This is a genomic window from Collinsella sp. AM15-2, assembly GCF_003471985.1.
GTDB lineage: Bacteria > Actinomycetota > Coriobacteriia > Coriobacteriales > Coriobacteriaceae > Collinsella.
This window is the reverse complement of the sequence record NZ_QRKO01000008.1, coordinates 1-24,754: the sequence shown is the minus strand read 5'-3', so window position 1 is coordinate 24,754 and position 24,754 is coordinate 1. Positions and strand designations below refer to the sequence as shown.

General features: G+C 60.2%; 20 protein-coding genes. 10 read left to right on the top strand and 10 right to left on the bottom strand.

The window, feature by feature from the left end:
- Positions 1 to 168 precede the first annotated feature (168 nt).
- The 3 genes from DW171_RS04965 (at position 169) to DW171_RS04955 (ending at position 3,059) form a co-directional block, all read left to right on the top strand.
- The gene (locus DW171_RS04965) at positions 169 to 945 is read left to right on the top strand and encodes a radical SAM protein (protein WP_118270604.1); all 777 of its coding nucleotides are present in this window, start codon (positions 169 to 171) and stop codon (positions 943 to 945) included.
- 160 nt (positions 946 to 1,105) lie between these two features.
- Positions 1,106 to 1,993 (top strand): type I methionyl aminopeptidase, encoded by an 888-nt coding sequence (gene map / locus DW171_RS04960; RefSeq protein ID WP_118270603.1) that lies wholly within the window; start codon positions 1,106 to 1,108, stop codon positions 1,991 to 1,993.
- A 130-nt stretch (positions 1,994 to 2,123) separates the two neighbouring features.
- Positions 2,124 to 3,059, top strand: a complete 936-nt coding sequence (locus DW171_RS04955; RefSeq protein WP_118270602.1) for a D-2-hydroxyacid dehydrogenase — start codon at positions 2,124 to 2,126, stop codon at positions 3,057 to 3,059.
- A 438-nt stretch (positions 3,060 to 3,497) separates the two neighbouring features.
- Here DW171_RS04955 and DW171_RS04950 read toward each other — a convergent pair whose 3' ends face one another.
- Together DW171_RS04950 and DW171_RS04945 are read right to left on the bottom strand one after the other, a co-directional pair.
- Complete coding sequence (locus DW171_RS04950; protein WP_117640212.1) at positions 3,498 to 3,680, bottom strand: hypothetical protein; 183 nt, start codon at positions 3,678 to 3,680, stop codon at positions 3,498 to 3,500.
- The gene (locus DW171_RS04945; protein WP_233539104.1) at positions 3,681 to 5,066 is read right to left on the bottom strand and encodes a M18 family aminopeptidase; all 1,386 of its coding nucleotides are present in this window, start codon (positions 5,064 to 5,066) and stop codon (positions 3,681 to 3,683) included.
- 161 nt (positions 5,067 to 5,227) lie between these two features.
- Between DW171_RS04945 and DW171_RS04940 the strand changes: the two genes are divergently transcribed.
- The 3 genes from DW171_RS04940 (at position 5,228) to DW171_RS04930 (ending at position 8,844) form a co-directional block, all read left to right on the top strand.
- On the top strand, positions 5,228 to 6,370 hold the full coding sequence (locus tag DW171_RS04940) for a linear amide C-N hydrolase (RefSeq protein ID WP_199586854.1): 1,143 nt from the start codon (positions 5,228 to 5,230) through the stop codon (positions 6,368 to 6,370).
- 81 nt (positions 6,371 to 6,451) lie between these two features.
- Complete coding sequence (locus tag DW171_RS04935) at positions 6,452 to 7,531, top strand: 6-phosphofructokinase (RefSeq protein ID WP_118270601.1); 1,080 nt, start codon at positions 6,452 to 6,454, stop codon at positions 7,529 to 7,531.
- Positions 7,532 to 7,923: 392 nt separating this feature from the next.
- Positions 7,924 to 8,844, top strand: coding sequence for a helix-turn-helix domain-containing protein (locus DW171_RS04930; protein ID WP_118270600.1), 921 nt, complete (start codon positions 7,924 to 7,926; stop codon positions 8,842 to 8,844).
- Positions 8,845 to 9,359: 515 nt separating this feature from the next.
- Here the strand turns inward: DW171_RS04930 and DW171_RS04925 are convergent.
- Complete coding sequence (locus DW171_RS04925; RefSeq protein WP_233539103.1) at positions 9,360 to 12,125, bottom strand: ABC transporter permease; 2,766 nt, start codon at positions 12,123 to 12,125, stop codon at positions 9,360 to 9,362.
- Positions 12,126 to 12,130: 5 nt separating this feature from the next.
- Positions 12,131 to 12,832 carry an ABC transporter ATP-binding protein gene (locus DW171_RS04920; protein ID WP_117635686.1) on the bottom strand — a complete coding sequence of 234 codons (702 nt, stop codon included), beginning with the start codon at positions 12,830 to 12,832 and terminating at the stop codon, positions 12,131 to 12,133.
- Positions 12,833 to 13,103: 271 nt separating this feature from the next.
- Here DW171_RS04920 and DW171_RS04915 point away from each other — a divergent pair, with 271 nt between their 5' ends.
- Together DW171_RS04915 and DW171_RS04910 are read left to right on the top strand one after the other, a co-directional pair.
- Positions 13,104 to 13,742: a GyrI-like domain-containing protein gene (locus DW171_RS04915; protein ID WP_118270599.1), complete on the top strand. Its 639-nt coding sequence runs from the start codon at positions 13,104 to 13,106 to the stop codon at positions 13,740 to 13,742.
- Positions 13,743 to 13,927: 185 nt separating this feature from the next.
- Positions 13,928 to 15,172, top strand: a complete 1,245-nt coding sequence (locus DW171_RS04910) for a chloride channel protein (RefSeq protein WP_118270598.1) — start codon at positions 13,928 to 13,930, stop codon at positions 15,170 to 15,172.
- A 69-nt stretch (positions 15,173 to 15,241) separates the two neighbouring features.
- On the opposite strand, the gene DW171_RS04905 is transcribed toward DW171_RS04910, so the two are convergent.
- The 6 genes from DW171_RS04905 to DW171_RS04880 form a co-directional block, all read right to left on the bottom strand.
- Positions 15,242 to 15,916, bottom strand: coding sequence for a TIGR00266 family protein (locus DW171_RS04905; protein WP_089572342.1), 675 nt, complete (start codon positions 15,914 to 15,916; stop codon positions 15,242 to 15,244).
- Between the two features lie 166 nt (positions 15,917 to 16,082).
- Entirely contained in the window at positions 16,083 to 17,462 is a 1,380-nt protein-coding gene (locus tag DW171_RS04900; protein WP_118270597.1) for a cell wall metabolism sensor histidine kinase WalK, read from the bottom strand.
- Positions 17,459 to 18,148, bottom strand: coding sequence for a response regulator transcription factor (locus tag DW171_RS04895; protein WP_117563860.1), 690 nt, complete (start codon positions 18,146 to 18,148; stop codon positions 17,459 to 17,461). The genes DW171_RS04900 and DW171_RS04895 overlap by 4 nt, the downstream gene beginning before the upstream one ends.
- 228 nt (positions 18,149 to 18,376) lie before the next feature.
- Positions 18,377 to 18,955 (bottom strand): methylated-DNA--[protein]-cysteine S-methyltransferase, encoded by a 579-nt coding sequence (locus DW171_RS04890; RefSeq protein WP_233539102.1) that lies wholly within the window; start codon positions 18,953 to 18,955, stop codon positions 18,377 to 18,379.
- 402 nt (positions 18,956 to 19,357) lie between these two features.
- Complete coding sequence (locus DW171_RS04885) at positions 19,358 to 20,383, bottom strand: aspartate-semialdehyde dehydrogenase (RefSeq protein WP_118270595.1); 1,026 nt, start codon at positions 20,381 to 20,383, stop codon at positions 19,358 to 19,360.
- Between the two features lie 173 nt (positions 20,384 to 20,556).
- A complete protein-coding gene (locus tag DW171_RS04880; protein ID WP_117798250.1) occupies positions 20,557 to 21,945 on the bottom strand; it encodes an aspartate kinase in 1,389 nt (462 codons plus the stop codon).
- Between the two features lie 104 nt (positions 21,946 to 22,049).
- Here DW171_RS04880 and thrC point away from each other — a divergent pair, with 104 nt between their 5' ends.
- Both thrC and thrB read left to right on the top strand, forming a co-directional pair.
- The gene (gene thrC / locus DW171_RS04875; protein ID WP_118270594.1) at positions 22,050 to 23,567 is read left to right on the top strand and encodes a threonine synthase; all 1,518 of its coding nucleotides are present in this window, start codon (positions 22,050 to 22,052) and stop codon (positions 23,565 to 23,567) included.
- Positions 23,568 to 23,768: 201 nt separating this feature from the next.
- On the top strand, positions 23,769 to 24,650 hold the full coding sequence (thrB, locus tag DW171_RS04870; RefSeq protein WP_118270593.1) for a homoserine kinase: 882 nt from the start codon (positions 23,769 to 23,771) through the stop codon (positions 24,648 to 24,650).
- The last annotated feature ends 104 nt before the right edge of the window (positions 24,651 to 24,754 follow it).

Sequence of the window (24,754 nt, the reverse complement as noted above, 5' to 3'; positions counted from 1 at the left end):
CGCATTGCCTTACGCCTTGTTAACAGATTAACTGTACCCGACCCGAGGCTTTTCATGGCACGGCGTAACGAGCGACGTGAAAAAACGAAACTTGTAAAGCAAGAGCCCGCACCTTGCTTTGGAGCCGATGCTATGCTTAGGCACAATTGTCTTGAGGAGCATATGCCTATGTCTACGTTTTTGAATGACAGCCCCATCTTTGGGCCCGTTCGCAGCCGTCGTCTTGGCCTCTCGCTCGGCGTCAACATGATGCCGGCCAGCGGCAAAATCTGCACGTTCGACTGCATTTACTGCGAAAACGGCCTCAACGCCGAGCGCCCCTGCCATGAGCCGTACAACACGGCTGCCGTGGTACTCGACGCGCTCGAGGCAAAGCTGCGCGAGATGGCAGCCGAGGGCGAGCTCCCCGATGTGATCACCTTCGCAGGCAACGGCGAGCCCACCGCCGCGCCGGAATTTCCGCAGGCCATCGCCGGCGCCGTCGCGCTTCGCGACCAGCTGGCACCAAACACCAAGATTGCCGTGCTCTCCAACGGCACGCGTGCCGACCGTCCCCAGGTACACGATGCGCTCATGATGGTCGACGACAACATCCTCAAGCTCGATACGGTCGATCCGGCATTTATCCAGCTGCTCGACCAGCCCGTTGGCCCCTACGATGTAGAGCACCAGATCGAGACGTTCGCAAGCTTTGACGGTCATGTCATTATCCAGACGATGTTTTTGAGCGGTGAGTACCGGGGCAAGTCTCTCGATAACACCGGCGAGGAGTACGTCGGCCCTTGGCTCGCGGCGCTCGAGCGCATTCGCCCGCAGGAGGCGACCATCTACACGGTGGCTCGCGAGACACCGGTCGCCGGCCTTGCCAAAGCGGCGCCCGAGGTGCTCGACACGATCGCCGCACGCGTGCGCGCCCTCGGCATCCCCTGCCAGGCGAGCTACTAGCAAAACCACGCAGCAGCTAGTGCCCGCCACCCCGCTCCATCAGTTGCGGTGATATAGTTCCTGTTTGTGCTGTTAAACCGCTTAAATCGGAACTATATCACCGCAACTTTTATGGCCGCGTGGGTGGGCTATACTAGCTGCGAATGAAAGGAAGTTAGCCATGTATGACAAAGGACCCGTGCCCGGCCGCAACGACGCTTGCTGGTGCGGCAGCGGCAAAAAATATAAGAAATGTCATAACGCCTTCGACGAGCGCCTCGAGCGCCTGTGGGAAGAGGGCTGGGAGGTTCTGCCCCGTACGCTCTACAAGACGCCCGCCGACATCGAGGGCATCAAGCGCTCCGCCGCCATCAACGTGGGCGTGCTCGACTACGTAGGCGAGCACATCGCCGCGGGCATGACCACCAACCAGATCGACCAGATGATCTACGACTACACCGTCGAGCACGGTGGCACGCCGGCCGACCTCAACTATGAGGGCTACCCCAAGAGCGTGTGCACCTCGATCAACGACGTGGTCTGTCACGGCATCCCCTGCGATACGGACGTGCTGCACGAGGGCGACATCATCAACGTCGATTGTTCCACGATCTTGGACGGCTACTTTAGCGATTCGAGCCGCATGTTCTGCATCGGCAAGGTCTCTGCCGAGCGCCAGCGTCTGGTCGACGTCACTCGCGCCAGCGTGGAGGCGGGTCTGGCGGCCGTCAAGCCATGGCTGCCGTTGTCCGTTATGGCCGAGGCCGTGCAAAAGACCGTCGAGGACGCCGGCTTTAGCGTGGTGCGCGAGTACGGCGGACACGGCATCGGTAAGGAATTCCACGAGGATCCGTTTGTGGGCTTTACCACCGAGGCGCCCGATGTGGACACCATCATGGTGCCGGGCATGGTCTTTACCATCGAGCCCATGGTCAACGCCGGAGCGCCCGACATCAAGATTAGCAAGGGCGACGGTTGGTGTGTGCGCACCAAGGACGGCAGCGATTCGGCCCAGTGCGAGGTACAGCTCGTGGTGACCGAGGACGGTTACGAGTTGCTGAGCTGGTAACCGTGGATGCGCCGGATGCTGACGGGCACGCTCGTCTTGCATCCGGCGTTTTTATTTGAACGTTTTGCCTGATAAAACCTGACAAAATAAACCTGTCCCTTTTTGGCAGGCCGAGCGGAGAGGACTGCTTGTGAACATCCTGGTTTTGTTGCCGGTCAACGACCGCCATCGCGCAATTCTTGAGTCGAGCGCTCCGGGCGAGGACTTTATCTACACGAGCGCCGACGCCATCAAGCGTGAACAAGTCGCCAACGCCGACGTGATCTTGGGCAACATAGACCCTGCCCTGCTTACCGCATGCGAGCACCTCCAGCTGCTGCAACTGCAGACCGCGGGCTATGACGATTACTTGGCCGCCGGCACCGTGCCGGCCGACGCTAAGCTTTCCTGCTCGGTGGGCGCCTACGGCCAGGCCGTGAGCGAGCACATGTTTGCCATGGTGCTGTCAATGATGAAGCGCCTGCCCGGCTACCAGGACCTGCAGCGCGAACATCGCTGGGAGGACTTGGGCCCGGTCACCTCGCTCAAAAATGCCAACGTGCTGGTGCTGGGCGCGGGCGATATCGGCGGCCACTTTGCCACGCTCTGCCGCAGCATGGGTGCGCACGTCCGCGGCATCAAGCGCCATCCGCTCGTCTATCCCATTGTGTTTGAGGACATGGACGGCATGGATGCCCTGTCCGAGCGCCTAGCCGAGGCCGACATCGTCGCATCCTTTATGCCCAGCACACCCGAGACCCGCGGCCTGGCGAACGCCGAGTTCTTCGCCGCGATGAAACCGGGCGCCTTCTTTGCCAACGGCGGCCGCGGCGATCTTGTGGTCGCCGACGACTTGGTTGCCGCCCTGGAGTCGGGACATCTTGCCGGCGCCGCGGTCGACGTCACCGACCCCGAGCCCCTGCCCGCAACAAGCCCGCTGTGGGACGCGCCCAACATGCTCATCACGCCGCACGTCTCCGGCTGGTTCCACCTAGAGGCCACGCTCAACAACGTGGTCGATATCGCCGCGGAGAATCTGCGTCACCTGCAAGCCGGCGAGACGCTACGCTGCTGGATCGAACACTGATTGTTCCGGCGTTTTACCAAACGCCGGAACCCCTCGACGCTGCGCTCTTAGGTTCCGCCGTTCTAACGAACGGCGGACCACTCGACGCTGCGAGCCCGCCGTTTGGCCAATCTGCCGTTCAATTTCAAAGGCGCGACCAGAAGGTCAGCGCCTTTTCATTTCACGGCACCTTGGCTCAAACGGCGGGCTCTCGCTGGCGTGCGCTCTACCTGCGGCGTTTCGCTGGCGTCGGCTTCATCTGCAAGCCTTAGCAGTTCCGTCTTGCCGTTGGCGTTGTGGCATTTGCCCAGATAAAACCTGCCAAAATAAACCTGTCCCTTTTTGGTAGGTTTGGCGCAATGGGGTCAGGTTGGCTTGCGCCATACCGGTAGTTCTGTCTGCGACACTCTCGCCAAAGTGATATCAAACATACATCTAGCGTTTTCGACACTTCGCTTATTAGAGCCAGTCCGTCTCCTCGTCATAGCGGTCCGAATAGGCGTTACGCTTGAGTTCTTCAGCACTCGTTGGTCGCGCCTTGGACACGTCGACCCCTGACTCATGGCAAGCGGCGACGAACAGCTGTAAACCCCGATCAATAAGCTGAGCCCCACGCTCGGCCTTCATTTCTTCGGCTCGCATTTAGAGTTCCACGCTTTCGGCGCCGTTGATGGTTAGGTTGCGCTCGTAGAAGGCGGTGAGGGCGCGGATGGCGTACATCACGTCGCGCACGCCGCCGGTCTCGTAGCTCGAGTGCATGGCAAGCTGCGGCAGGCCCACGTCCACGGCATGCATGCTCGCCTGCATGTTCGACAGGTTGCCGAGCGTGGAGCCACCCGCCATATCGCTCTTGTTTGCGAAGGCCTGCGTGGGTACGTCAGTGTCATCGCAGATGGCCTGGAACACCGCGCGACTAAAGGCATCGGTGCAGTAGTGCTGGTTGGCGGCCTCCTTGATGACGATGCCGCCGTTGAGCACAACCTGGTTGCGGGCGTCGCACTTCTCGGCGTGGTTGGGGTGCACGGCATGCGCGTTGTCGCAGCTCACGAGCATCGAAGCGGCAAGCGCACGGTGGTACGACTCGTCGTCAAAGCCCAGCGAGCCGTTAATGCGGCGCAGTGCATCGGCCAAGAACGTCGACATGGCGCCCTGCTTGGTCTCGGAGCCAACCTCCTCATTATCAAAGCAGCAGAAGACCGAAACGTCGTGCGCGTTCTCGGCACCCAAAAATGCCTGTAGCGAGGTGTAGGCGCAGGCCAGGTCGTCGAGCTTGGGCGTCGAGATAAACTCGTCGGCCCAGCCCCAAATGCGCGCATCCTGACGATTGACCAGGAACAGATCGCGGCCCAAAATTTGCTCGGGCTCAACGTCCAGTTCGTCGGCGATCAGGGCGTCAAAATCTCCCTGCTTAAGGTCACCGGCGCTGATGAGCGGGCACAGGTCGACGGCGCGATTGGGAGCAAAGCCCTCGTTAACGCCGCGGTTCATATGGATAGCAAGGCTCGGGATAATAGCGACCTCGCGCTCGGTGGCAAGCAGACGACTCTCGATACGGTCGCCCTCGCGTACCAACACGCGGCCCGCGAGTGCCAGCGGACGATCGAACCAGGTGTAGTCGATCATGCCGCCGTAGGCCTCGGTGTTCAGGCGCAGCGTCTCGCCCGCGCCGTCAAGCTCAGGCACGGCCTTGACCTTAAACGTCGGCGAATCGCTGTGCGACGCCGTGAGCTGAAAATGATAGTCGCCGGCAACGCCGTCCTCGCCCCACGTAGCAGCCAGGTCCTCGCCCACCTTAAAGGCAACAACGCTCGAGGTATTGCGCTGCGTGTAATAACGCCCGCCTGGTTCGATGTCCCACGCCGCATTCTCGGGCAGGTAGGTAAAGCCCGCCTCGTCGAGCTCGGCCATAATGGTCGCCGCCGTATGGAACATGCTGGGGCATGCCTCGATAAAGTCGATAAGGTCGTTGGCGGCCTCGATATCATCGGCCGTCACATGCGCGCGCTCGGGCGTTTCCTGATCCGTCATGCTCTCCCCTTTCGCTGGGTTGATGGTCCCCTCCAGCATACCCCGCCGCGCCAGTGCCGTGCCTTTCATTCCATGTTTAATCCCGCGCCGCTCGCCAAGTTGAGCCATCATGCCCGCACTCCTTTTGCGACAATTACGCTAACAGGACGAAAGGAGCCGTCATGAAGCCACGTAACATTGCCATCGCCTGCGGTGTCGCGGGAGTCGCCGTCGGCCTTGCCGCTGCCACCGGCACCGTTTATCACAAACAAATCAAGTCCGCCGCGTCACTCAAACGCTTGACCGGCTACACGGATGGCTATGACCTGTACGCAATCGACATCGCCTACGACTACGATCTTGATCGCATCATCGCCGCTGGCGTGCGCGATGACCAGGCCTACATCGATGCCGTGGTGGCGCAGGTGCTGCCCGGTGTGCCGGCACATGTCCAGGCGCCCCAGTTTGCCTGCAGCGCTTTTGTCGCCGTAGATGCCGAAGGCCGCGTGCGTACCGGTCGCAATTACGACTTTAAGGACGACACCTCGGCGCTGCTGGTGCGCAATCACCCACGCGGCGGCTATGCCTCCATCGGGTTTGCCGCCCTTAACAACCTGGGCGATAACACTCCGCTTGACTCCGTCGCCGGACGCGCCGCCGCACTCATGGGCCCGTTTGCCCAGCTCGACGGCGTCAACGAATGTGGCGTGTCCATTGCCGTGCTCACCCTGGATTCCAAACCCTGTGACCAGGACACGCAGCGCCCCGTCATCAATACCTCGCTCGCCATCCGTCTGGTGCTCGACCGTGCCGCCACCACGCAAGAAGCTGTCGACCTGCTTTCCGCCTACGACATGCACGCCATGGCAGGACGCGATTACCACTTCTTTATCAACGACGCCACCGGTGACGCGCGCGTAGTAGAGTGGGATCCGCGCGATCCGGACCGCGCTTTCAAAGCGACTCCTGTACGCCAGGTTACAAACTTTACGCCTGCTATGGCGACGAAGTGCTGCCCAACCAAAAGAATGGCGAGCTGGGCCATGGTAAAGAGCGCGCCGTCGCAATCGCCGATGTCCTCGACGCCCATGCCGGCGCCCAAGACGAGGCAGTCGCTTGGAAGGCCCTTCGCGCTGCGGCGCAAGAGCCCAATCCGGAAGACATCACCAGCAATACGCAATGGTCGGTCGTCTTTGACAATACCGAGCCCGCTGCCGCCATCACGCTGCGCCGCCACTGGGGCAACGTCGATGCCTTCGCACTGTAAGGAGCCAGGCCCGTCGACCTTACGTTCCCTGGCGTTGCTTACATTTCCATACGCTTGAGCTAACACGTTTTACCCCCGTATCAACAGTGTGCGGGGGTAAACTTATGCGCATGTTATAACTTGCCCGGAAGGATTCATCATGCTTAGGATCGGTCTTCTTACCAGTGGCGGCGACTGCCAAGCGCTCAACGCCACCATGCGCGGCATCGTCAAAACGCTTATAACCAATAGCGAAGAGCCTATCGAGATCTATGGTTTTGAGGACGGCTACCAGGGCCTTATCTACAGCAGGTTCCGTGTCATGACGCCCGCCGATTTTAGCGGCATCCTCACCCGTGGCGGCACCATCCTGGGCACGAGCCGCACGCCGTTCAAGCGCCTCGACATCCCCGAGGCCGACGGCGTCGAGAAGGTGCCCGCAATGGTCCACACCTATCACAAGCTGCAGCTCGACTGCCTGTTTATGCTGGGCGGCAACGGATCCACCAAGACCGCCAACCGCCTGCGCGAAGAAGGCCTCAACGTTATCGCCCTGCCCAAGACCATCGATAACGACACCTGGGGCACCGAGCTGACGTTTGGCTTTACGAGCGCCATCGACGTCGCCACCAAGTGCATCGACGACATCCACACCACTGCCTCGAGTCACGGCCGCGTGTTTGTCATCGAGATCATGGGCCACAAGGTCGGTTGGATTCCGCTGTATGCCGGCGTCGCGGGCGGCGCGGACGTCATCTTGATTCCCGAGATCCCCTACGACATGGACAACGTCATCAAGACCATCGAGCATCGCATGGAGACCGGCAGCCGCTTTACCATCGTGGCCGTCGCCGAGGGCGCTATCTCCAAGGAGGACGCGGCACTGTCCAAGAAGGAGTACAAGAAGAAGCTCGCCGAGCGAACGAGCCCGTCGATTGTCTACGACATCGCCAAGGAGATCGAGGCCAAGACCGGTCGCGAGACCCGCGTCGCCATCCCCGGCCACACACAGCGCGGCGGCCAGCCCGACGCCCAGGACCGCATCTTTGCGACCCAGTGCGGCGTCGAGGCAGCGCTCGGCTGCCTGCGCGGCGAGTTTGGCTACATGATTGCCCTGCGTGACGGCAAGATGTGCCACATGCCGCTCGAGGAGGTCGCCGGCAAGCTCAAGTTTGTCGACCCCCAGAGCGACCTGGTGCGCGAGGCCAAGGCGTTGGGCATCAGCTTCGGCGACGAATAGCCTCGGCTGGAACTGCTCTCATCGGAGGCCCCAGGGCTTTCCTCCCAAATCGTCCTCGGACATGTCAGGACCCCGCTGCGCGCTTCGCGCGGCGGGGTCCTTCCGTCCTGCGGAAAGATTTGGGAGGAAAGCCCTGGGGCCTCCTGCGGTAACTAGGGAGGCCGAGGTTATTCGCCTTCTCGCTGCGGGTGCCTGGGCTGAGATTTTGGGATGTTGCAGGCTCTTAGCTGAGAGTAGCACTGACATTTGTCCTAAAATGGCTGGTCGCTAGGGGTTGCTACCGGTAGTTGCGGTAGGGTTGGGGCAGATTCTAACTAGAAATGGTGGTCGCTACCGGTTGTTCTCGGCATACTCGGCTCATTCGATTCGACCATCAAACGAAAGGAACCACCATGGATCTTGCGATGGCGCAGCGCCTCGTCGATCGCCGTAAAGCTGCCGGCCTTTCTCAGGAGGCGCTTGCTGCCCAGCTGGGCGTAAGCCGCCAGGCTGTTAGTAAATGGGAGCGCAGCGAGTCCTCACCCGATACCGATAACCTCATTGCGCTCGCCGCGCTGTATGACGTGTCGTTGGACGAGCTGTTATATGGGGAGGCGGCCAACGATGCCGACGACCTGGAGGACGGTAGCGCCGACACCGAGACGGCGGATGTGGCTGACGAGGCCGAGGATTCTGCCGAGCACGCCGATTGCGGCGACAAACCACTTGTCGATATTTCCCTCGCGCGCGGTATCCACGTCATTGATCCCAATAAAGGCGAGGAAGTCCATGTTGGTTGGAGCGGCATCCATGTGACCAACGAGCGCAAGGGCGAAGAGGTGCATGTGGGGCCGGACGGCGTGCATATCGATACGCTTGAGGACGATGGACATAGCGTACGCACCAATGACGACGGCACCGTCACCATCGACGGCGAGACGTTTTCCAGCTGGAAGGAAGCACACGACAAGCTCGACCATCATGGCAAGCATTTCCACACCAAGGTCGGACGTGCATGGAACAAATTCCCCTTCCCCGCACTTGTCACTCTCGCCTATCTGGTGCTCGGCATTGTCTACGGCACATGGGGCATGGGGCTTTTCCTCGTCTTTCTGGTTCCCGTCTACTACGCGATTGGTGACTTCATCGATCGGCGCCACCTGTCTAAGCTGATCGAGGCCATCTACTCGGCAGCCGCCATCGCTTGGTTCCTCTACATGTGGCTCTGTTTGGGACAGCCCCATCCTGCATGGATCATCCTCATCACGATTCCCGTCATAAAGGCGCTCATGCGCTGGTGCCGCAAACAATGGAAGCACCGCAAACAGGCCTAACACGCTCCGACCCACCAGCACCCAACCGCCCCCGCCCTTCTCCTAAGTTGCGGTGAGATAGGGACTGTTTTGAAGCTCCAAAGCGCCAAACAGTCCGTATATCACCGCAACTTACAAACAACTGGGTCAGTTCCGGCACGGAGATTAGCATTGAGCTGACCGCGCGCCAAGAAAAGGGCCTATTTACTACGTTTAACTCGAGAGGGCCGACCATACCCGCCTTTTCCGAAAACTGGCAAGCCCTCTACCTGCGGTTTTAATTTCATAATCTTTGTCACGGTCGAGGGTGTGGTAGCAAACGTAGTAGATAGGCCCATTTTGTGGCATACGACCCATACAAGCCCAATCTCGAAGGCTAAAGAGAGCCTCTCATCCACGCCTGCGAGCGAAAACCAAATAGAATGAAAGGCAAATGGAAAAGCCCGTTTGACGGGGCAAACGCCGGGCCACATAATGGTTGTCCGGCGTTTGCCCAGATAAAACCTGCCAAAATAAACCTGTCCCTTTTTGGCAGGTTACTCGGCGCTCTTGAGGGCGCCGACCATGTCGATCTTGTTGAGGGTACGGTTGGTGGCGAGGTTGACGATAAACGTAAAGCCAAAGGCCAGAAGCACGGATAGCACGTAGCTCAGCGGCTCGACCTCAACATCAAAATACAGCGACGGCATCTGCAAAATGTACGTAAAACTCTCGGCCAGCAAGCCGCCCAGCGGCACGCCCAGCGCAGCGCCGATCGCCGTGAGGATCAACGTCTCCTTGTTGACGTAGTGGTGCACCTCGCCACGGCGGAAGCCCAGCACCTTGATGGTCGCCAGCTCGCGTTCGCGCTCCGAAATATTCGTATTAGACAGCGTAAACACCACCACAAACGACAGGCACGCCGCCATAAAGGTCACGAGCACCACGACCGAATTGATAATCGTAAAGTTCGCCTCATAGTTTTCCCAATGCTCGGCCGTACTCGAAATTGTGAGCCAACCGTCACTCTTAAGCTTCTTGCTAAACGCAATCTGATCGGCCGACGAGCCCTTGAGCAGCGCAAGGATGCCGTTGAGGCGCGCGCTTCGACCGAACGCGCGCTCATAGGTGCTCTGCGTCATGTAAAGCGTGTTGCCCAGATAGTTGAGCGAAATGTCGCTGACCTTGACCTTGGCAACATTGAGCGACGAATCCTGGACGTGTGCCGTATCGCCCGGCTTGATCCCCAGCACCAGCTGAGAGCTCTTGCTCAAATACACATCTCCGCCACGCAGGGCGAGCAGTTCTTTGGACTCGTCCTCGAGACACACGTAGTCGTCCAGGTCGTTCGCGCGGTCATCGGGCACCACGATCAGTTGCACGGTCTCGCTCTTGCCGCCAAATGTAAAGGTGACGTTGTCGGTCATAATCGGCAGCGTCGAAGTCACGGTCACGTCGGAATCCTTGGCTGCGCTTCGCTCGTCGAGCGCCGCGCACGTCTGCGAAAAATCGTCGGGATTGGCGACCGCCAGCAGGTCGTAGCGCGTGATATGCCCGTACTGCTTGGGCGAAAGCGCCACCGACGTATCGCGGATGCCCATACCGCAGATCACGAGCGCCGTGCAGCCAGCGATACCGAAGATGGTCATAAAGGCGCGCTTTTTGTAGCGGAACAGGTTGCGTGCAGCGACCTTGTTCAAAAAGCCCATGCGGTGCCAGATAAAGCCAATGCGCTCGAGCAGAATGCGCGAGCCGGCGCGCGGAGCCTTGGGGCGCATGAGCGAGGCAGGGGTCTCGGCCATCTCGTGGCGGCAGGCGATAATCGTGGCTCCCACCACGCCCACGGCAAACAGCGCCACCGAAACGATCGAGGACACGATGTCGTACGAAAGCAGCATCTGGGGCAGCGAGTACATGTCGTCGAACACCGTAAACAAGAACAGCGGCAGACCCACAAATCCGATGATATTGCCGAGCACGCCACCGATCAGACACGCCCACAGCGAGTAGTCCACATATTTGGACAGGATGCGCCCGCGTGAATAGCCGAGCGCCTTGTACAGGCCAATAAGCGTGCGCTCCTCCTCGACCATGCGGGTGGCGGTGGTGAGACTGATAAGCACGGCGACGATAAAGAAGATGAACGGGAACACCGTGGCGATGGCCTCGATCGAAGAACTATCGCTCTCGACGCTCGAGTAGCTTGCGATATTGCCGCGGTCCTGGATGTACCAGGTGCATTCGCCCAGGTCAGAGAGCTCGGCGCGGGCATCGGCAAACTGCTGGTCGGCGGCGGCACGGCGCTGGTCCAGGTCGGCTTGCGCCTGCGCACGCTCGTCGCTGCCCTCGGCCATGCGATTGATGTTGTCCTGCTCGATCCCAAAGACCATATTCGCCTGACGCTCAGCTGCGTCCAAGCTCGCCGGTGTGTCGACCGTCAGCTCCTGGGCGCGCGCCTTCTCACGCTCCTCGCGGATCTTCTCGATATTGCCCTTGACCTCATTGATCTTTGCCGAGTAGGCATCCGAATAGGAGTTGAGGCTCTTGGCTCCCTCGACGACCACGTGGACAGCGGAGTAGGAAGAAGATGTCGCGGCATCCTCGCTCACGTAGAACTTGTAGTCCGCAGTCGAAGCAGCGCGAAAGGCGTTGACTGTCGAGTCGGAGCTCACGTCGGTAGGATCGAGAACCTCGGCCGTGATGGTGTAGTCCCCATCGGCAAACTGGTCCTTGGCGCTTTGGTTCGACGAGCTCGCATCGTTGGCGGCAAAGCTCACCGTATCGCCGATTTTCTTGCCCGAAGCCTTCAAAAAACGTGAGGTCACTGCCACTTCGCCCGAAGTCTCGGGCAGCTCGCCGCGCACTAGCACCGGTTGGTCAATATTCTCTTTGGAGAGACTTTGCACGACCACGCGCTCGCGCGTTGTGCCCACGGCGGTGTAGGCGGTCTCGGCGTAGATGCCCTCGGCCGTTTCGACGCCATCGACCTCTTGGATGGCGTCGAGATCATCGTCAGTCAGGCCATAGGTCGACTGCACGTTAATGTCATAGACATTTTGCTGGTCGAAGTAGGCGTCAACCGAATCGCACAGGTCCTCGCAACCCGCCTTAAGGCCGCACATCACGCTCACGCCAAGCGCGGTGATGACCACGATTGACAAGAAGCGCTTAAGACTGCCTCGGATTGTGCGGTAGATGCCGCGGCGAAAAACCGTCGGCACCATATCGTTTGAGCTTTGAGCGGTGCGGTAGGTCGCGAACTCTCGGTCGCGACCTACGTGCTCCGTATCACGGTTTTGGCTGTTTTGGCAGTCCTGGTCCATGGGCGCTACCACTCGATCGTCTCGATAGGCACGGGATTTTGCTGGACCGTCTCGCTCTCCACGCGGCCGCTCTTAAAGCGGATCAGGCGATCGGCCATGGGCGCCAGCGCAGAGTTGTGGGTGATGATGATGACCGTAATGCCTTGCTTGCGGCAAGTGTCCTGTAGCAGCTGCAAGATCTGCTTGCCGGTTTTGTAGTCGAGTGCACCCGTAGGCTCGTCGCACAAAAGCAGCTTGGGGTTCTTAGCCAGCGCGCGGGCGATGGATACGCGCTGCTGCTCGCCGCCCGAAAGCTGCGCCGGAAAGTTAGCGAGGCGCTCACCCAGGCCAACCTGGCGAAGCGTTTGCTCGGCATCGAGCGAATCGGGGCAGATCTGCGCCGCGAGTTCGACGTTCTCAAGCGCCGTCAGGTTGGGGACCAAATTGTAGAACTGGAAGACAAAGCCGACGTCGGCGCGGCGGTATTCCACGAGCTGCGCCTCGTTCGCGGAGCTCACGTCGCGCCCGTCCACCGTCACAGTGCCGGAGGTCGCCGTGTCCATGCCGCCCAGAATGTTGAGGGCCGTGGTCTTGCCGGCACCCGAAGCACCCAAAATGATGGCGAGCTCGCCGCGCTCGACCGTAAAGCTCGCGCCGTCGAGCGCGTGGATGCGGGCATCGCCCTCGCCGTATGCCTTGATGACGTCTTTGAATTCGATATAGGCCATCGATTAATTCCCATCTGGTCGGATAACTCTTTAGTATTACCCATTTCCCACCTACCAAAAAGGGACAGGTTTATTTTGGCAGGTTTTATATGGGGAAACGGCAGCTATAGATAGGGCGCCGGGGAGGCCGAGAAATCATCAACGGGGTCAGGCCGACCGCCAAACACAACGCACGCATCTCAATCTGTCAGCCAAATCATTCGAACAGCTGTTCGTTTCTATGATATGATTCAACTATCTAAGCAGGCCAATACGCAGAAAGGCGGCCAACATGGCGTTCGACTTTAAGAAGGAATGCAAGGAGCTCTACAAACCTGCAAGCAAGCCGAGCATCGTAACAGTCCCGCCTATGAGCTACGTTGCCGTTCGCGGAAAGGGCGACCCAAATACCGAAGGTGGCGAGTATCAAAACGCCCTGCCGCTACTTTACGGCATCGCCTATACCGTCAAGATGTCGAAGAAAGGCTCAAGGAGTATCGAGGGCTATTTCGACTTTGTGGTACCGCCGCTCGAGGGTTTCTGGTGGCAAGACTCCCCGAGCGGCGACATCGATTATGTACGCAAGGACGATTTCAACTTTATCTCGTGCATCCGCCTGCCCGATTTCGTCAGCCGAGATGATTTTGACTGGGCAGTCGCTGAAGCCACGGCCAAAAAGAAACTAGACTTTACCGCTGTTGAGCTGCTTAAAGTTGATGAGGGTCTCTGCGTTCAGTGCATGCATACCGGACCCTATGACAGCGAGCCGACAACCGTAGACGCCATGCATGAATACGCGACCGAACAGGGCTATGCCCCCGACTTCTCAGACACCCGTTTACATCACGAAATCTATCTCTCCGATCCACGCAAATGTGCACCGGAGAAACTTAAGACCGTGGTTCGTCATCCTATCAAGCGCGCTGAATAGCGTGGGGCGTCATTTCACGCGCTAGGTTTTAAGCCAGCCAACCAGCCGCCTCCTAGGCCGTCCGGTAATTATCTTGACGCGGCCCGTCGCATCTTATAAGTTTGTTTTGCTAAAGCTGGAAAGCCTCTCAACGATGCGCAACTCCAGCTCTTTTTCTATCAAGAGAGCAAGTGTCGGAAAGCAAAATGTCAAAAAGCAGCGCTTCGAGCAGAATCAAACGCCTGGTCAACACCTATAGCGGTCTCGTGCTCATGGGCGCCGTCGGAATCCCTATCGGCGTTATCGTTGGCGCCATCTGTGCCCTTTTTGGTCGTGTGCTCCTGGCAATCGGCGCCTTCCGTGACGAGCACATCGTACTGCTCCTTCCCTTCCTCGCCCTCATGGGCTTGGCCATCGTATTTGCCTACCTCACCTGGGGCAAAGGCACCGATCGGGGCATGAGCTTAGTATTCGACGTAGGTCACGGACGCGAGGACGCCATCTCCCCGCGTCTGGTGCCGCTCATTATGCTGAGCACGTGGGCCACGCATCTCTTTGGCGGCAGCGCGGGACGCGAAGGCGTAGCCGTGCAGATCGGCGCAACCGTCTCGCATTGGATCGGCCGACGTCTACCTTTCCGAGAACCCGGCAACACGTTTTTGCTTATCGGCATGGCCGCCGGCTTTGCCGGACTCTTCCGAACGCCCCTCGCCGCCACGGTCTTTGCGATCGAAGTACTGGTCGCAGGACGCATGGAATACCGCGCGCTGTTTCCCGCGCTTACAGCCTCGCTCGCCGCAAGCATGACCTCCGGCGCTCTGGGGCTCGAGAAGTTTGAGGTCGCCGTTACCGCCTCGTATGCGCTCGACCTCCCCGGTCTTGGACGACTGGCGTTGTTGGGTATCGCGTTTGGTATGGTAGGTGGAGCTTTTGCCTGGTGCCTTGACCATGCCAAGACCCTTGCAGCGCGGCTGCTCCCCAGCCCTTACATACGCGTTGCCGTTATGGGCCTTGCGCTGTCGGCGATTCTGTTCGCGCTGTGGCAGGGGCGATACTGCGGCCTTGGCACCAACCTGATATCCGCGGCACTGGGTGACAACGGTGAGGCGTCGATCATGCCTTGGGACTGGGCGCTCAAATTCGTACTCACCATCGCCACGCTTGCCGCAGGATATCAGGGTGGCGAGGTGACGCCGCTGCTCTCCATCGGAGCCAGCCTGGGTGTCGTACTCGCCGGGATTCTCGGCATGCCCGTCGAGCTCTGCGCCGCGCTGGGATACGCCGCCGTCTTTGGCAGCGCCACCAATACGCTGCTCGCGCCCATCTTTATTGGCTGCGAGGTCTTTGGCTTTAGCAGTCTGCCGACGTTCTTTATTGTCTGCGTCGTGGCCTACCTGTTCAACATGGATAAGTCGATCTATGCGCTGCAGGAGCACAGCCGCACCCGATAAACAGGGCGTTTGCCACCAAAAAACGCGCACGACAGGCCGGGCCCGCCGCGCGCGTCATCCTATACACGATTAGTTATTGTTGTTGGTCATCGAAGCCACTGCTGCCGCAAGATTGGAAATGGGCATTGTCTGCAGCCAGATGCGCCCCGGACCGGTGAGCACAGTGTTGAACACGCCTTCACCGCCAAACATGATGTTTTTGACGCCCTTGACCATCTGCGCGTCGATGCTCACCGTCTCCTCAAAGCCGGCCACGTTGCCGGTATCTACAATCATTTGCTGGCCAGCAGCAAGCTCGTACTCAACTAGGTCGCCGTCGATCTCGGCAAAGGCAATACCCGAGCCCGTGAGCTTTTGCATGATAAAACCCTCGCCGCCAAAGACGCCGGTCTTTGCCTTCTTGTTAAAGTGGATGCTCAGCTCAACACCACTTTCCGCGGCAAGGAACGAACGCTTCTGCAAAATCCAGCTCTTACCAGGGCCAATCTCGATCGGTATAATGCGGCCGGGGAAGCAAGAGCCAAACGCAATCATGCCATCGCCGTGCGCGGTCCAAATGTTTTGGAACAACGCCTCACCCGAAAAAGCCTTAGAGAACATCTTGCCTATACCACCGCCCGAGGTGGACATCTCCATGTTGGGGGTCATCCAGACCATGGCACCGCTTTCGGTGATCATGGATTCGCCGTCGCTAAGGTTGCACGTAACAACCGGGAAAGCCCCTCCGCCGATCTCGTACTGCATGACCGTCTCCTTTCCTTCGGGAGCCGAACAACGATGTCCATATTTTAGCAGTTAGAGGTGCGTTTATTTGGGTCGGTGGCGTTCATGGCGCCGATCACCGCCAGCCTCCGCTGCCGTCTGCACAGATAAAACCTGCCAAAATAAACCTGTCCCTTTTTGGCAGGTCTTAGAGGCGGACGGTGAAGGTGATCTGGTTACCGTGGCCGGATACGGTGGCGGATCCGCCATGGGCTTCGGCGATGGCGCGCACGACGGACAGCCCCACGCCCGAGCCACCTGTCTTGGAGCTGCGCGACACGTCCGCACGATAGAAGCGGTCGAACAGCCGGTCCAGGTCGCCCTCGGGCAGCTCATCAACAGCATTCGATACGACAAGCTCGGCCGAGCCTTTGCCCGCACCGCGCGAAACGGCACGCAGGCTCAGCTCGATCACGCTGCCCTCGCTTGCGTAGCGTGTGGCGTTGTCCAGCAGCAGCTCAACAACCTGCGCCACTGCCGCGGCATCGGCATGGGCCCGCACACCGCTCGCGACCGACGTCGACAGCCGCTTTCCGCGCGAAACCGCCACCGATTCAAATGGCGTCGCAGCCGTGTCCACGGCCTCCGAAAGATCAATCGTCGCCATAGTAAAGCCGGCCGAACCCTCGTCCATACGCGCCAGGAACACCAGACGCTCCGTGAGCGCCGTCAGCCGCGCGACCTGCTCGCGAATGCTCTGCGTCCACTCGCTCTCGCCGCTCTCGATCTCTTGGACCTCGTTGGCGGCGTCAATCACGGCCAGCGGCGTTTTGATCTCGTGGCTTGCATCGGTAATGAAGCGCTTCTGTTTGCTATAACTCTCGACCATCGGCCGAATCACCGCACCCGAGGCGACCGTTACAATTGCCAGCACCGCCAGCCAGCCAATGCAGCTGATTGCCACACTCGCGCTCAAAAACGAATGGAAACTTGCAAGCTCGCGCGAACAGTCCACGAACACATAGGTTGTCTTGTCGCCCTGAACCGTAGCCGTATAACGGTAGTTGCCAGAAAAGCCCGAAGTCCAACCCTTGGAATATAGTCCTGCAGCGATGCGGGCGGCACGCTTGGCACCTACCGCGGCAATGCGGGCCGTGTTGACATCGGTCACCTGCCCGCCGGCAATCGACACCGTAAAGTAGCGCGTGTCGAAGGGAGACTCCGCCGTCATGCCTTCAAAATGCACATCGCGAACGGCCGCCCGGTTACCGGTAGCAACCTTGCCGGCAACCGCATCCTGACCGGGACCGGTCTTAGGCTCGCCCTCCCCATCAATGCCATCCTTGCCTGCCAGGATATAGTCCAGTCGTGCATCGGCCATCTTGCAAACATGCGAATAATTGACAATGTTGATGCCAGCGATGATGAGCGTGAGCACCACGGTCACAGCGCCCATGGCAACGAGGATGAACTTACGACGCAGGCGACGGCCCATTGCACTGGCAGCATCGGCGCGCCCCGGATTACCCGAGCCCACACCCATGCCGAGCTTCGCCGCCATGCGCTTGCACCACGTGCGCACGCTCACGCCCGTTCTCCTTCCTCGACAACCTCGAGCGAATATCCCTGGTTGCGCGACGCGCGGATGGCAACGTTGGCACCAAGCGCCGTCAGCTTTTTGCGCAGGTACGAGATATAAACCCACACCACGTTGGCGCCTTCGGGCGCGTCCTCACCCCAAACCTCGAGCATCAGACGTTCAGTGGGCATGCGCGTGCCGGCGTTGCGCATAAAGAGTTCCATAAGCTGAAACTCGCGATTGGCCAGGTGCTCCTCGCCCAAAGGTCCCACAAGCGTGCAAGCCGCCGTGTCGAGGCGCACGTTACCCACGCTGAGCGTCGTGGCGTCAATTGCCGTCGCGGCACGCGTCATGGCACGAATACGCGCAAGCAGTTCCTTGGCGGCAAACGGCTTGGTCAGGTAATCGTTGGCACCGGCATCCAGGCCCTCGACCTTATCGGACACCTCGCTTTTTGCCGTGAGCATGATGATGGGCAGTCGCTTTCCGGCGGCGCGTGTACGCTTGAGCACCTCGATGCCGTCCATGCCGGGCATCATGATGTCCAGGATTGCGGCGTCGTAATCGTTGGTGAGTAGATTCTCGAGCGCCGTCAAGCCGTCGAGGGCGGTGTCGACCTCGTAGTCGCTATGTTGAAGAATCGCGGTGAGGGCGCGGGAGAGACCAGGTTCGTCCTCGGCAAGCATCAGCTTCATAGTTGCTCCTTTGGCGCATGGCTCTACAGGTTTCGATACTGCCGATGATAGCGTACCGTCAACCGCCTTAGCGCAGCCTTAGCTGCTCAACCTGCGCGTTTTTAAATACGCAGGATGTGGCTTAGCCAAACTTAAGGCGCACGTGTCGAGCGCTTTGACGCATGCCGGGCGCGAAGGGACAGTGACTCGTCCTTTCACGGTGCCCTAGTTATGCAAAGTGCTCGAGCGTTACTCCTCGTACGCGCCCTCAAGCCGAAGCAGCCACTCCTTGCGATCGAGCCCGCCGGCATATCCGTTGAGCGAACCATCGGCGGCAACCACGCGATGGCACGGCACAATAATCGAAATGGGATTACGCGCGACCGCGGCCCCCACGGCACGGGGAGACACAACGGGTGCCTCGTTTCCCGGTACACGATGTCGAGCCGCAACACGCTGGGCGATCTCGCCATACGTAGCGACCTCGCCACGCGGAATAGAAAGCAGCTCGTACCAAACTTCACGCTGAAACGCCGTGCCAATCAAATGCAACGGCGGCGTAAACCGAGGTTCCTGCCCTGCAAAATAAGCATTCAGCCAAGCCCACGAACGCTCAAGTACCGAAGAAGCCGCACCATTTGCGGGACTTACCGACGACATGCCACCGGTACCGGAAACCGCGTCGGCGCCTTCAACATGTTCGGGATCTTCTTTGAGAAGCGTGGAGCCAAAGTGCTCCTGTCCCTCAAACCAAAGCCCCGTCAGACCGCGGCCGTCAGCGGCAAGCAAGATTTCGCCCAAAGGCGAGGCAAATGTCGTCGTGACCACCAGCGGCTCCTTTCAAAACTCCGCAACATAATACCGCGAATTGTGCAGACAACCCCAATCGACCCCAAAGTCACCCAAGGCAGCAGGCGCGCAACGCCGCAGCTGCCGGCCGCGCCCCACAGTCCCCAAAGGCGGCAGGCGCAAAGCGCCGAGGCCGCCGCCGGGGCCAGGGCCCGCAACGGCCACGTGCCCTCACATCAGCCCAGCGGCCCCGGCCAACAATGGCCCCATCGCAGGCCGCTCGCAGCCGAGTCACCGCAGGCGGGGGCCGGGCTTAGTTTTCAGAACACTCCGCAGACCAGTGTGGCGCCTTGTCCGCGGCTCCGAAGGAGCAGGACAAGGCGCCACACATGGTCGAGGACGTTCTGAAAACTAAGCCCGGCCCCCGCCGGACAGGTCACACTACTCGCAGAGCAGCTTAGCGATCTGGACGGCGTTGGTTGCCGCGCCCTTACGGATTTGGTCGCCGCAGCACCAGAAGGTGATGCCACGCGCGGCCTCGGGGTTCGAGATATCGCGGCGCACACGACCGACCCAGATCAGGTCCTGGTCGGACGTATCCATCGGCATGGGGAAGCGGTCGTGTGCATCCTCGGCGCTCATGTCGTCAACCAGCTTCACGCCCGGAGCGGCAGCCAGCGCGGCGCGAGCCTCCTCGACCGTAATGTCACGCTCAAACTCGAGCGTAATGCTCTCGGAGTGCGAGCGCAGTACAGGCACGCGCACGCAAGTGCAGTTCACGCGCAGCTCGGGCAGATGCATGATCTTACGGCCCTCGTTTTGCAACTTCATCTCCTCGGAGGTAAAGCCTTCCTCCTTGACGCCGCCAATCTGCGGAATCAGGTTACTCGCCAGCTGGGCGGCAAAAGCGCGCGGCTCGGGAACCTCCTCGCCACGGCCCAGGGCGGCCAGCTGAGCCTCGAGCTCGGCCATACCGGGAGCGCCGGCACCCGAAGCCGCCTGATACGTCGAGACGATCATGCGCTTCACGCCGGCGAGCTGATGCAGCGGCCACGTGGGAACCAGGCCGATGATGGTCGCGCAGTTGGGGTTGGCGATAAGGCCGTGATGCCACTTGATATCGTCGGCATTGATCTCGGGCACGACCAGCGGCACCTCGGGATCCATACGGAAGGCATGGCTGTTGTCGACTACGACGGCGCCGCGCTTTACGGCCTCGGGCAGCAGTTCCTTGGCGATATCGTCGCCGGCGGCTCCAAGCACAATGTCACAGCCCTCAAAGGCCTCGGGGCAAGCCTCTTCGATCACGATTTGCTCGCCGCGGAACTCGACGGTCTTGCCCGCAGAACGCGCGCTTGCCAGCAGCTTGAGCTTGCCAACCGGGAACTCCTGCTCGTTGAGGCACTCGAGCATCTGGGTGCCTACAGCTCCCGTCGCGCCCAAAATAGCAACCGTGTACTGTTTCATGCTTCCCCCTTTAAAGGTTGTGGCTTTTGCCCGCACGCCAAGCAGGCCGATTATTGTTGCCAGTGTATACAAGAACGGGGCGGGCACGAAACCCGCCCCGTCGAAACGAAACCGAAACGAAACGCCCCACCGTAGATTTTTGAGACATGACCCAAAAATCTACCGAGCAGTCGCTACTTTTTGAGCGCAGCCAGAGCGGGATCGACCGGCGCAGGAGCCTCCAGATCGGAGACCTTCACAATGCCGTTTTCGTCGGAGAAGGCACGGTAAATGGTCCGAATCGCCAGGTCGAAGTCCTTCTCCTCGACACCGATAATGATGTTGATCTCGTCACAGCTCTGCGAAATCATGCGCACGCTCACGCCGGCCTGGCCGAGCATGCCAAACAGATGGCCCGAGATACCTGCACGACCGCGCAGGTTACGACCGACGGTCGCGATGAGCGCCAGGCCCTCGACAACCTCGATCTCGAGCGGCTCGACCTCCTGCTGGATGTCGCCCACAAGCGAGTACAGCGAATCGTGCACATCCTGCTCCTGCACCACGGCGCCAAAGCGGTCGACACCAGTGGGCATGTGCTCGACGGAAACGTCATAGCGTTCGAACACCGAAAGTGCACGGCGCATAAAGCCGACACGGGGCTTGGTGCGGTCGCGGGCGACGTTGATGGCGACAAAGCCGCGTTTGCCGGTCACGCCGGTAATGATGGGCTCTGCCTCGCCCTCGTCAGCCGTCTCGCTAATGATGGTGCCGGGGTCCTGCGGCGCATTGGTGTTCTTGATGACCAGCGGGATACCCGCCTCTCGCACGGGGAACACGGCCTCCTCGTGCAGGACGCTTGCGCCCATGTACGAAAGCTCACGCAGCTCCTCGTAGGTAACGCGGGCGATGGGCTGCGCCTCGGGCACAATACGCGGATCGGCAGAATAGAAGCCCGAAACGTCGGTCCAGTTCTCGTACAGATCGGCGCCCAGGCACTTGGCCAGGATCGAGCCCGAGATATCGCCGCCGCCACGATCGAGCAGCTTGATCTGGCCCTCACGCGTCGCGCCGTAGAAACCGGGCATAACAAAGCCGCCCTGCTGACCGTACTCCTGCACCAGCTCGGAGGTGCGATTCATACTGAGCGTACCGTCGTGATGGAACGCCACAACCGTCGCGGCGTCCAGGAACGGTAGGCCCAGGTACTCGGCCATCAGGCGCGCGGTAAAGTACTCGCCGCGGCTTACGAGCTCCTCAGTAGAGTAGCCACCGGAGCGGGCGCGCTCGGCAAAGGCCGCGAACTCCTCACGGATGGGATAGGTGAGCTCCAGCTCGTCCGCGATATCAAAATAGCGCTGGCCAATGTCCTCGAGCAGCTCCTCACACGACACGTGGTACTTAACGTGCGCATTGACCAGATAGAGCAGGTCGGTCACCTTGGTGTCGCCCTTAAAACGGCGACCGCAGGCGGAAACCACCACAAAACGGCGAGCCGGGTCGGCATCGACGATGGCCTTGATCTTCTTAAAGTGTTCGGCGTCGGCGACCGACGAGCCGCCAAACTTGGCAATCTTAATCATGGGCTGGAGGTTACCTTTCTAAAAAGCCTCTGCGAACCTATTTTGCGCGCTCTGATACCATGGTTTCACCGATTGGGACCAAGGCATCCGAGGAGCAGTGTTATATGGGAACTTATCATAGTACACGAGGACGCACTTTATCGTGCTCAAGTAAGGTGGCAATCCGCACCGGCATCGCTCCCGACGGGGGTTTGTTTGTCTCGGACGAGCTCGGCACCCAGCAGGTCGATATCAGCTCGCTTGCAGATAAATCGTACTTTGAAATCGCTCAAGATGTGTTGGGAATGTTACTGAATGATTACACGGCCGAAGAAATTTCGGCGTGTGTCGACGAGGCATACCGCGGCACGTTCGCGAGTGAAGAGGTTACGCCGCTCGTCAAACTCGACGCTGCGCTGGGCGCTGACGCCCCTCAGACCTATGTGATGGAGCTCTTTGGCGGCCCCACGAGTGCCTTTAAGGACGTCGCCCTGCAGATGCTCCCCCGCTTGATGGCCCGCACTTCCGCCAAGGACGGCGGCGCCGAGCGCATCATGATCGTCACCGCCACGTCGGGCGACACCGGCAAGGCCGCACTCGCTGGCTTTGCCGACGCTCCGGGCACGGGTATTACCGTCTTTTATCCCGAAGGCAAAGTCAGCCGCGTCCAGAACCTGCAGATGTCCACGCAGGAGGGCGACAACGTCGCCGTCTGCGGTATCCGCGGCAACTTTGACGACGCCCAGAGCGCCGTCAAGCGCATCTTTGCCGATAAGGAGCTTGCCGAGCGCCTGGAGGCCGCTGGCACGGTGCTTTCGAGCGCCAACTCCATCAACGTCGGCCGCCTGGTGCCGCAGGTCGTCTACTACTTTGCCGCCTATGCGCAGCTGCTGCGCGCCGGCGCCATCGAGGCCGGCGATTCCGTGGAGTTCTGCGTACCGACCGGCAACTTTGGCGATATCCTGGCCGGCTACTATGCCAAGCGCATGGGCCTGCCCGTCGCCAAGCTCATCGTCGCGAGCGACAAGAACAACGTGCTCGCTGACTTCCTGACCACCGGCGTCTACGACCGCAACCGTCCGTTCTTCACGACCATCTCGCCATCGATGGACATCCTCATCAGCTCTAACCTGGAGCGCATGCTCTACTTCCTGTCCGATGGCGACTGCGAGCTCGTTGCCGGCCTTATGGAGCAGCTTGCCCAGACCGGCCGCTATGAGGTTCCCGCCGACCTGCTGGCAAAGATTCAGAGCGTCTTTGGCTGCGGCTGGGCCAGCGAGGACGAAGTCTGCACTGCCATCAAGAGCTGCTGGGATGCGAACAGCTACGTGATCGACCCGCACACCGCTTGCGGCTATCACGTCTTTGAGCAGGTCGCTCCCGCCGAGGGCGCCAAGGCCCGCGTGCTGCTTTCGACCGCCAGCCCCTACAAGTTCCCGCGCGCCTGCTGCGACGCCTTGGGCCTCGACGTTCCCGAGGATGATTTTGAGGCTATGCGTGTACTCGAGCAGGCCACCAACACGGTCGCCCCGACCCAGCTCGCCGAGCTCGAGTCCAAGCCCGTCCGCTTCGAAGACGTCTGCGACGTAGCCGACATGGCCAACTACGTAGAGTCTGCAGCAAAAAAGATGGCTTCCAACTAAACCCCTTATTAAGCGCCGGCGAAAGCCGGCGCACCTTCTTTTTATTTAGCTTTCGGGATGATGACGAGCACGCGAGCGGGTCTGGCCGTTTAGTTCGTCGCGAGTTCCGCACGAGCCGGAAAGCACTTAATGTGCTTTCCGAGCGAGCCAGGACTGCCCGAGCAGCGAACTAAACGGTCAGACCCGCCCAGGAGGACCCACATGATCAAAATCACCGTCCCAGCAACCAGCGCCAACCTAGGCATCGGCTACGACACCCTCGGCATGGCCGTCAGCCTCTACTCGCACTTCACCTTCGAGCGCGCCGACAAGCTCACCATCACGGGCTGCCCCGAAGAGTTCCAAAACGAGAACAACCTGGTTTACGTCAGCTTTGTCGATGCGCTGGCCGCATGGGGCGAGCCGGCTTTTCCCGTTGCCATCGACATTCAAACCGATGTGCCCGTCGCACGCGGCCTGGGCTCCAGCTCCACCTGCGTCGTCGCCGGCATTATGGCGGCCGCCGCGCTGACGGGCCATACCGTTGACCGCGCTGAGCTCGTCCGCATTGCCACCGAGGTCGAGGGCCATCCCGATAACGTCGCCCCTGCCATCTTGGGCGGTGCCGTTTGCTCCTTTACGCCGACTGATTCGCTCCCCCAGTGCCTGCGCTACGAGGTGAGCGATCGCTTACGTTTTATTACCGTGATTCCACCCTACGAGGTACATACGAGCGAGGCGCGCAAGGTCGTGCCGCAGGAGATTCCACTCTCCACCGCCGTATGGCAAATGGGCCGCATCGCCGGCATGACGCGCGGCCTGGAGACCGGCGACCTTGACCTGATTGCCGCCGCCAATGACGACCGCATTCAGGAGCCCTATCGTCGCCGCCTGATTCCCGACTACAACGCCGTGCGCGACACCTGCCTTAACGGCGGCGCTAAGACCATCTGGATTAGCGGCTCGGGCTCGACCCTCATGGCTGTGACCGACGACACCATCGTGGCAAAGTTCCTGCAGGTCAAGCTGCGCAAGCAGTTCCCCAAGTGCGACACGCATATCCTCACGTGCGACACCGAGGGCGCCCAGATCGAATACTTGTAGTCGCCGTCCCATATACCCGCCGGGGAGGCCAGGGGGCTTTGCCCCCAAATCGTCCTCGGACATGGCAGGACCCCCGCTGCGCACTTCGTGCGGCGGGGGTCCTG

Coding starts and splice junctions, on each gene's coding strand:
- DW171_RS04965 (WP_118270604.1), top strand. CDS start 169: ATGTCTACGTTTTTGAATGACAGCCCCATCTTTGGGCCCGTTCGCAGC.
- map (WP_118270603.1), top strand. CDS start 1,106: ATGTATGACAAAGGACCCGTGCCCGGCCGCAACGACGCTTGCTGGTGC.
- DW171_RS04950 (WP_117640212.1), bottom strand. CDS start 3,680: ATGCGAGCCGAAGAAATGAAGGCCGAGCGTGGGGCTCAGCTTATTGAT.
- DW171_RS04945 (WP_233539104.1), bottom strand. CDS start 5,066: ATGACGGATCAGGAAACGCCCGAGCGCGCGCATGTGACGGCCGATGAT.
- DW171_RS04940 (WP_199586854.1), top strand. CDS start 5,228: ATGAAGCCACGTAACATTGCCATCGCCTGCGGTGTCGCGGGAGTCGCC.
- DW171_RS04935 (WP_118270601.1), top strand. CDS start 6,452: ATGCTTAGGATCGGTCTTCTTACCAGTGGCGGCGACTGCCAAGCGCTC.
- DW171_RS04930 (WP_118270600.1), top strand. CDS start 7,924: ATGGATCTTGCGATGGCGCAGCGCCTCGTCGATCGCCGTAAAGCTGCC.
- DW171_RS04925 (WP_233539103.1), bottom strand. CDS start 12,125: ATGGACCAGGACTGCCAAAACAGCCAAAACCGTGATACGGAGCACGTA.
- DW171_RS04920 (WP_117635686.1), bottom strand. CDS start 12,832: ATGGCCTATATCGAATTCAAAGACGTCATCAAGGCATACGGCGAGGGC.
- DW171_RS04915 (WP_118270599.1), top strand. CDS start 13,104: ATGGCGTTCGACTTTAAGAAGGAATGCAAGGAGCTCTACAAACCTGCA.
- DW171_RS04910 (WP_118270598.1), top strand. CDS start 13,928: ATGTCAAAAAGCAGCGCTTCGAGCAGAATCAAACGCCTGGTCAACACC.
- DW171_RS04905 (WP_089572342.1), bottom strand. CDS start 15,916: ATGCAGTACGAGATCGGCGGAGGGGCTTTCCCGGTTGTTACGTGCAAC.
- DW171_RS04895 (WP_117563860.1), bottom strand. CDS start 18,148: ATGAAGCTGATGCTTGCCGAGGACGAACCTGGTCTCTCCCGCGCCCTC.
- DW171_RS04885 (WP_118270595.1), bottom strand. CDS start 20,383: ATGAAACAGTACACGGTTGCTATTTTGGGCGCGACGGGAGCTGTAGGC.
- DW171_RS04880 (WP_117798250.1), bottom strand. CDS start 21,945: ATGATTAAGATTGCCAAGTTTGGCGGCTCGTCGGTCGCCGACGCCGAA.
- thrC (WP_118270594.1), top strand. CDS start 22,050: ATGGGAACTTATCATAGTACACGAGGACGCACTTTATCGTGCTCAAGT.
- thrB (WP_118270593.1), top strand. CDS start 23,769: ATGATCAAAATCACCGTCCCAGCAACCAGCGCCAACCTAGGCATCGGC.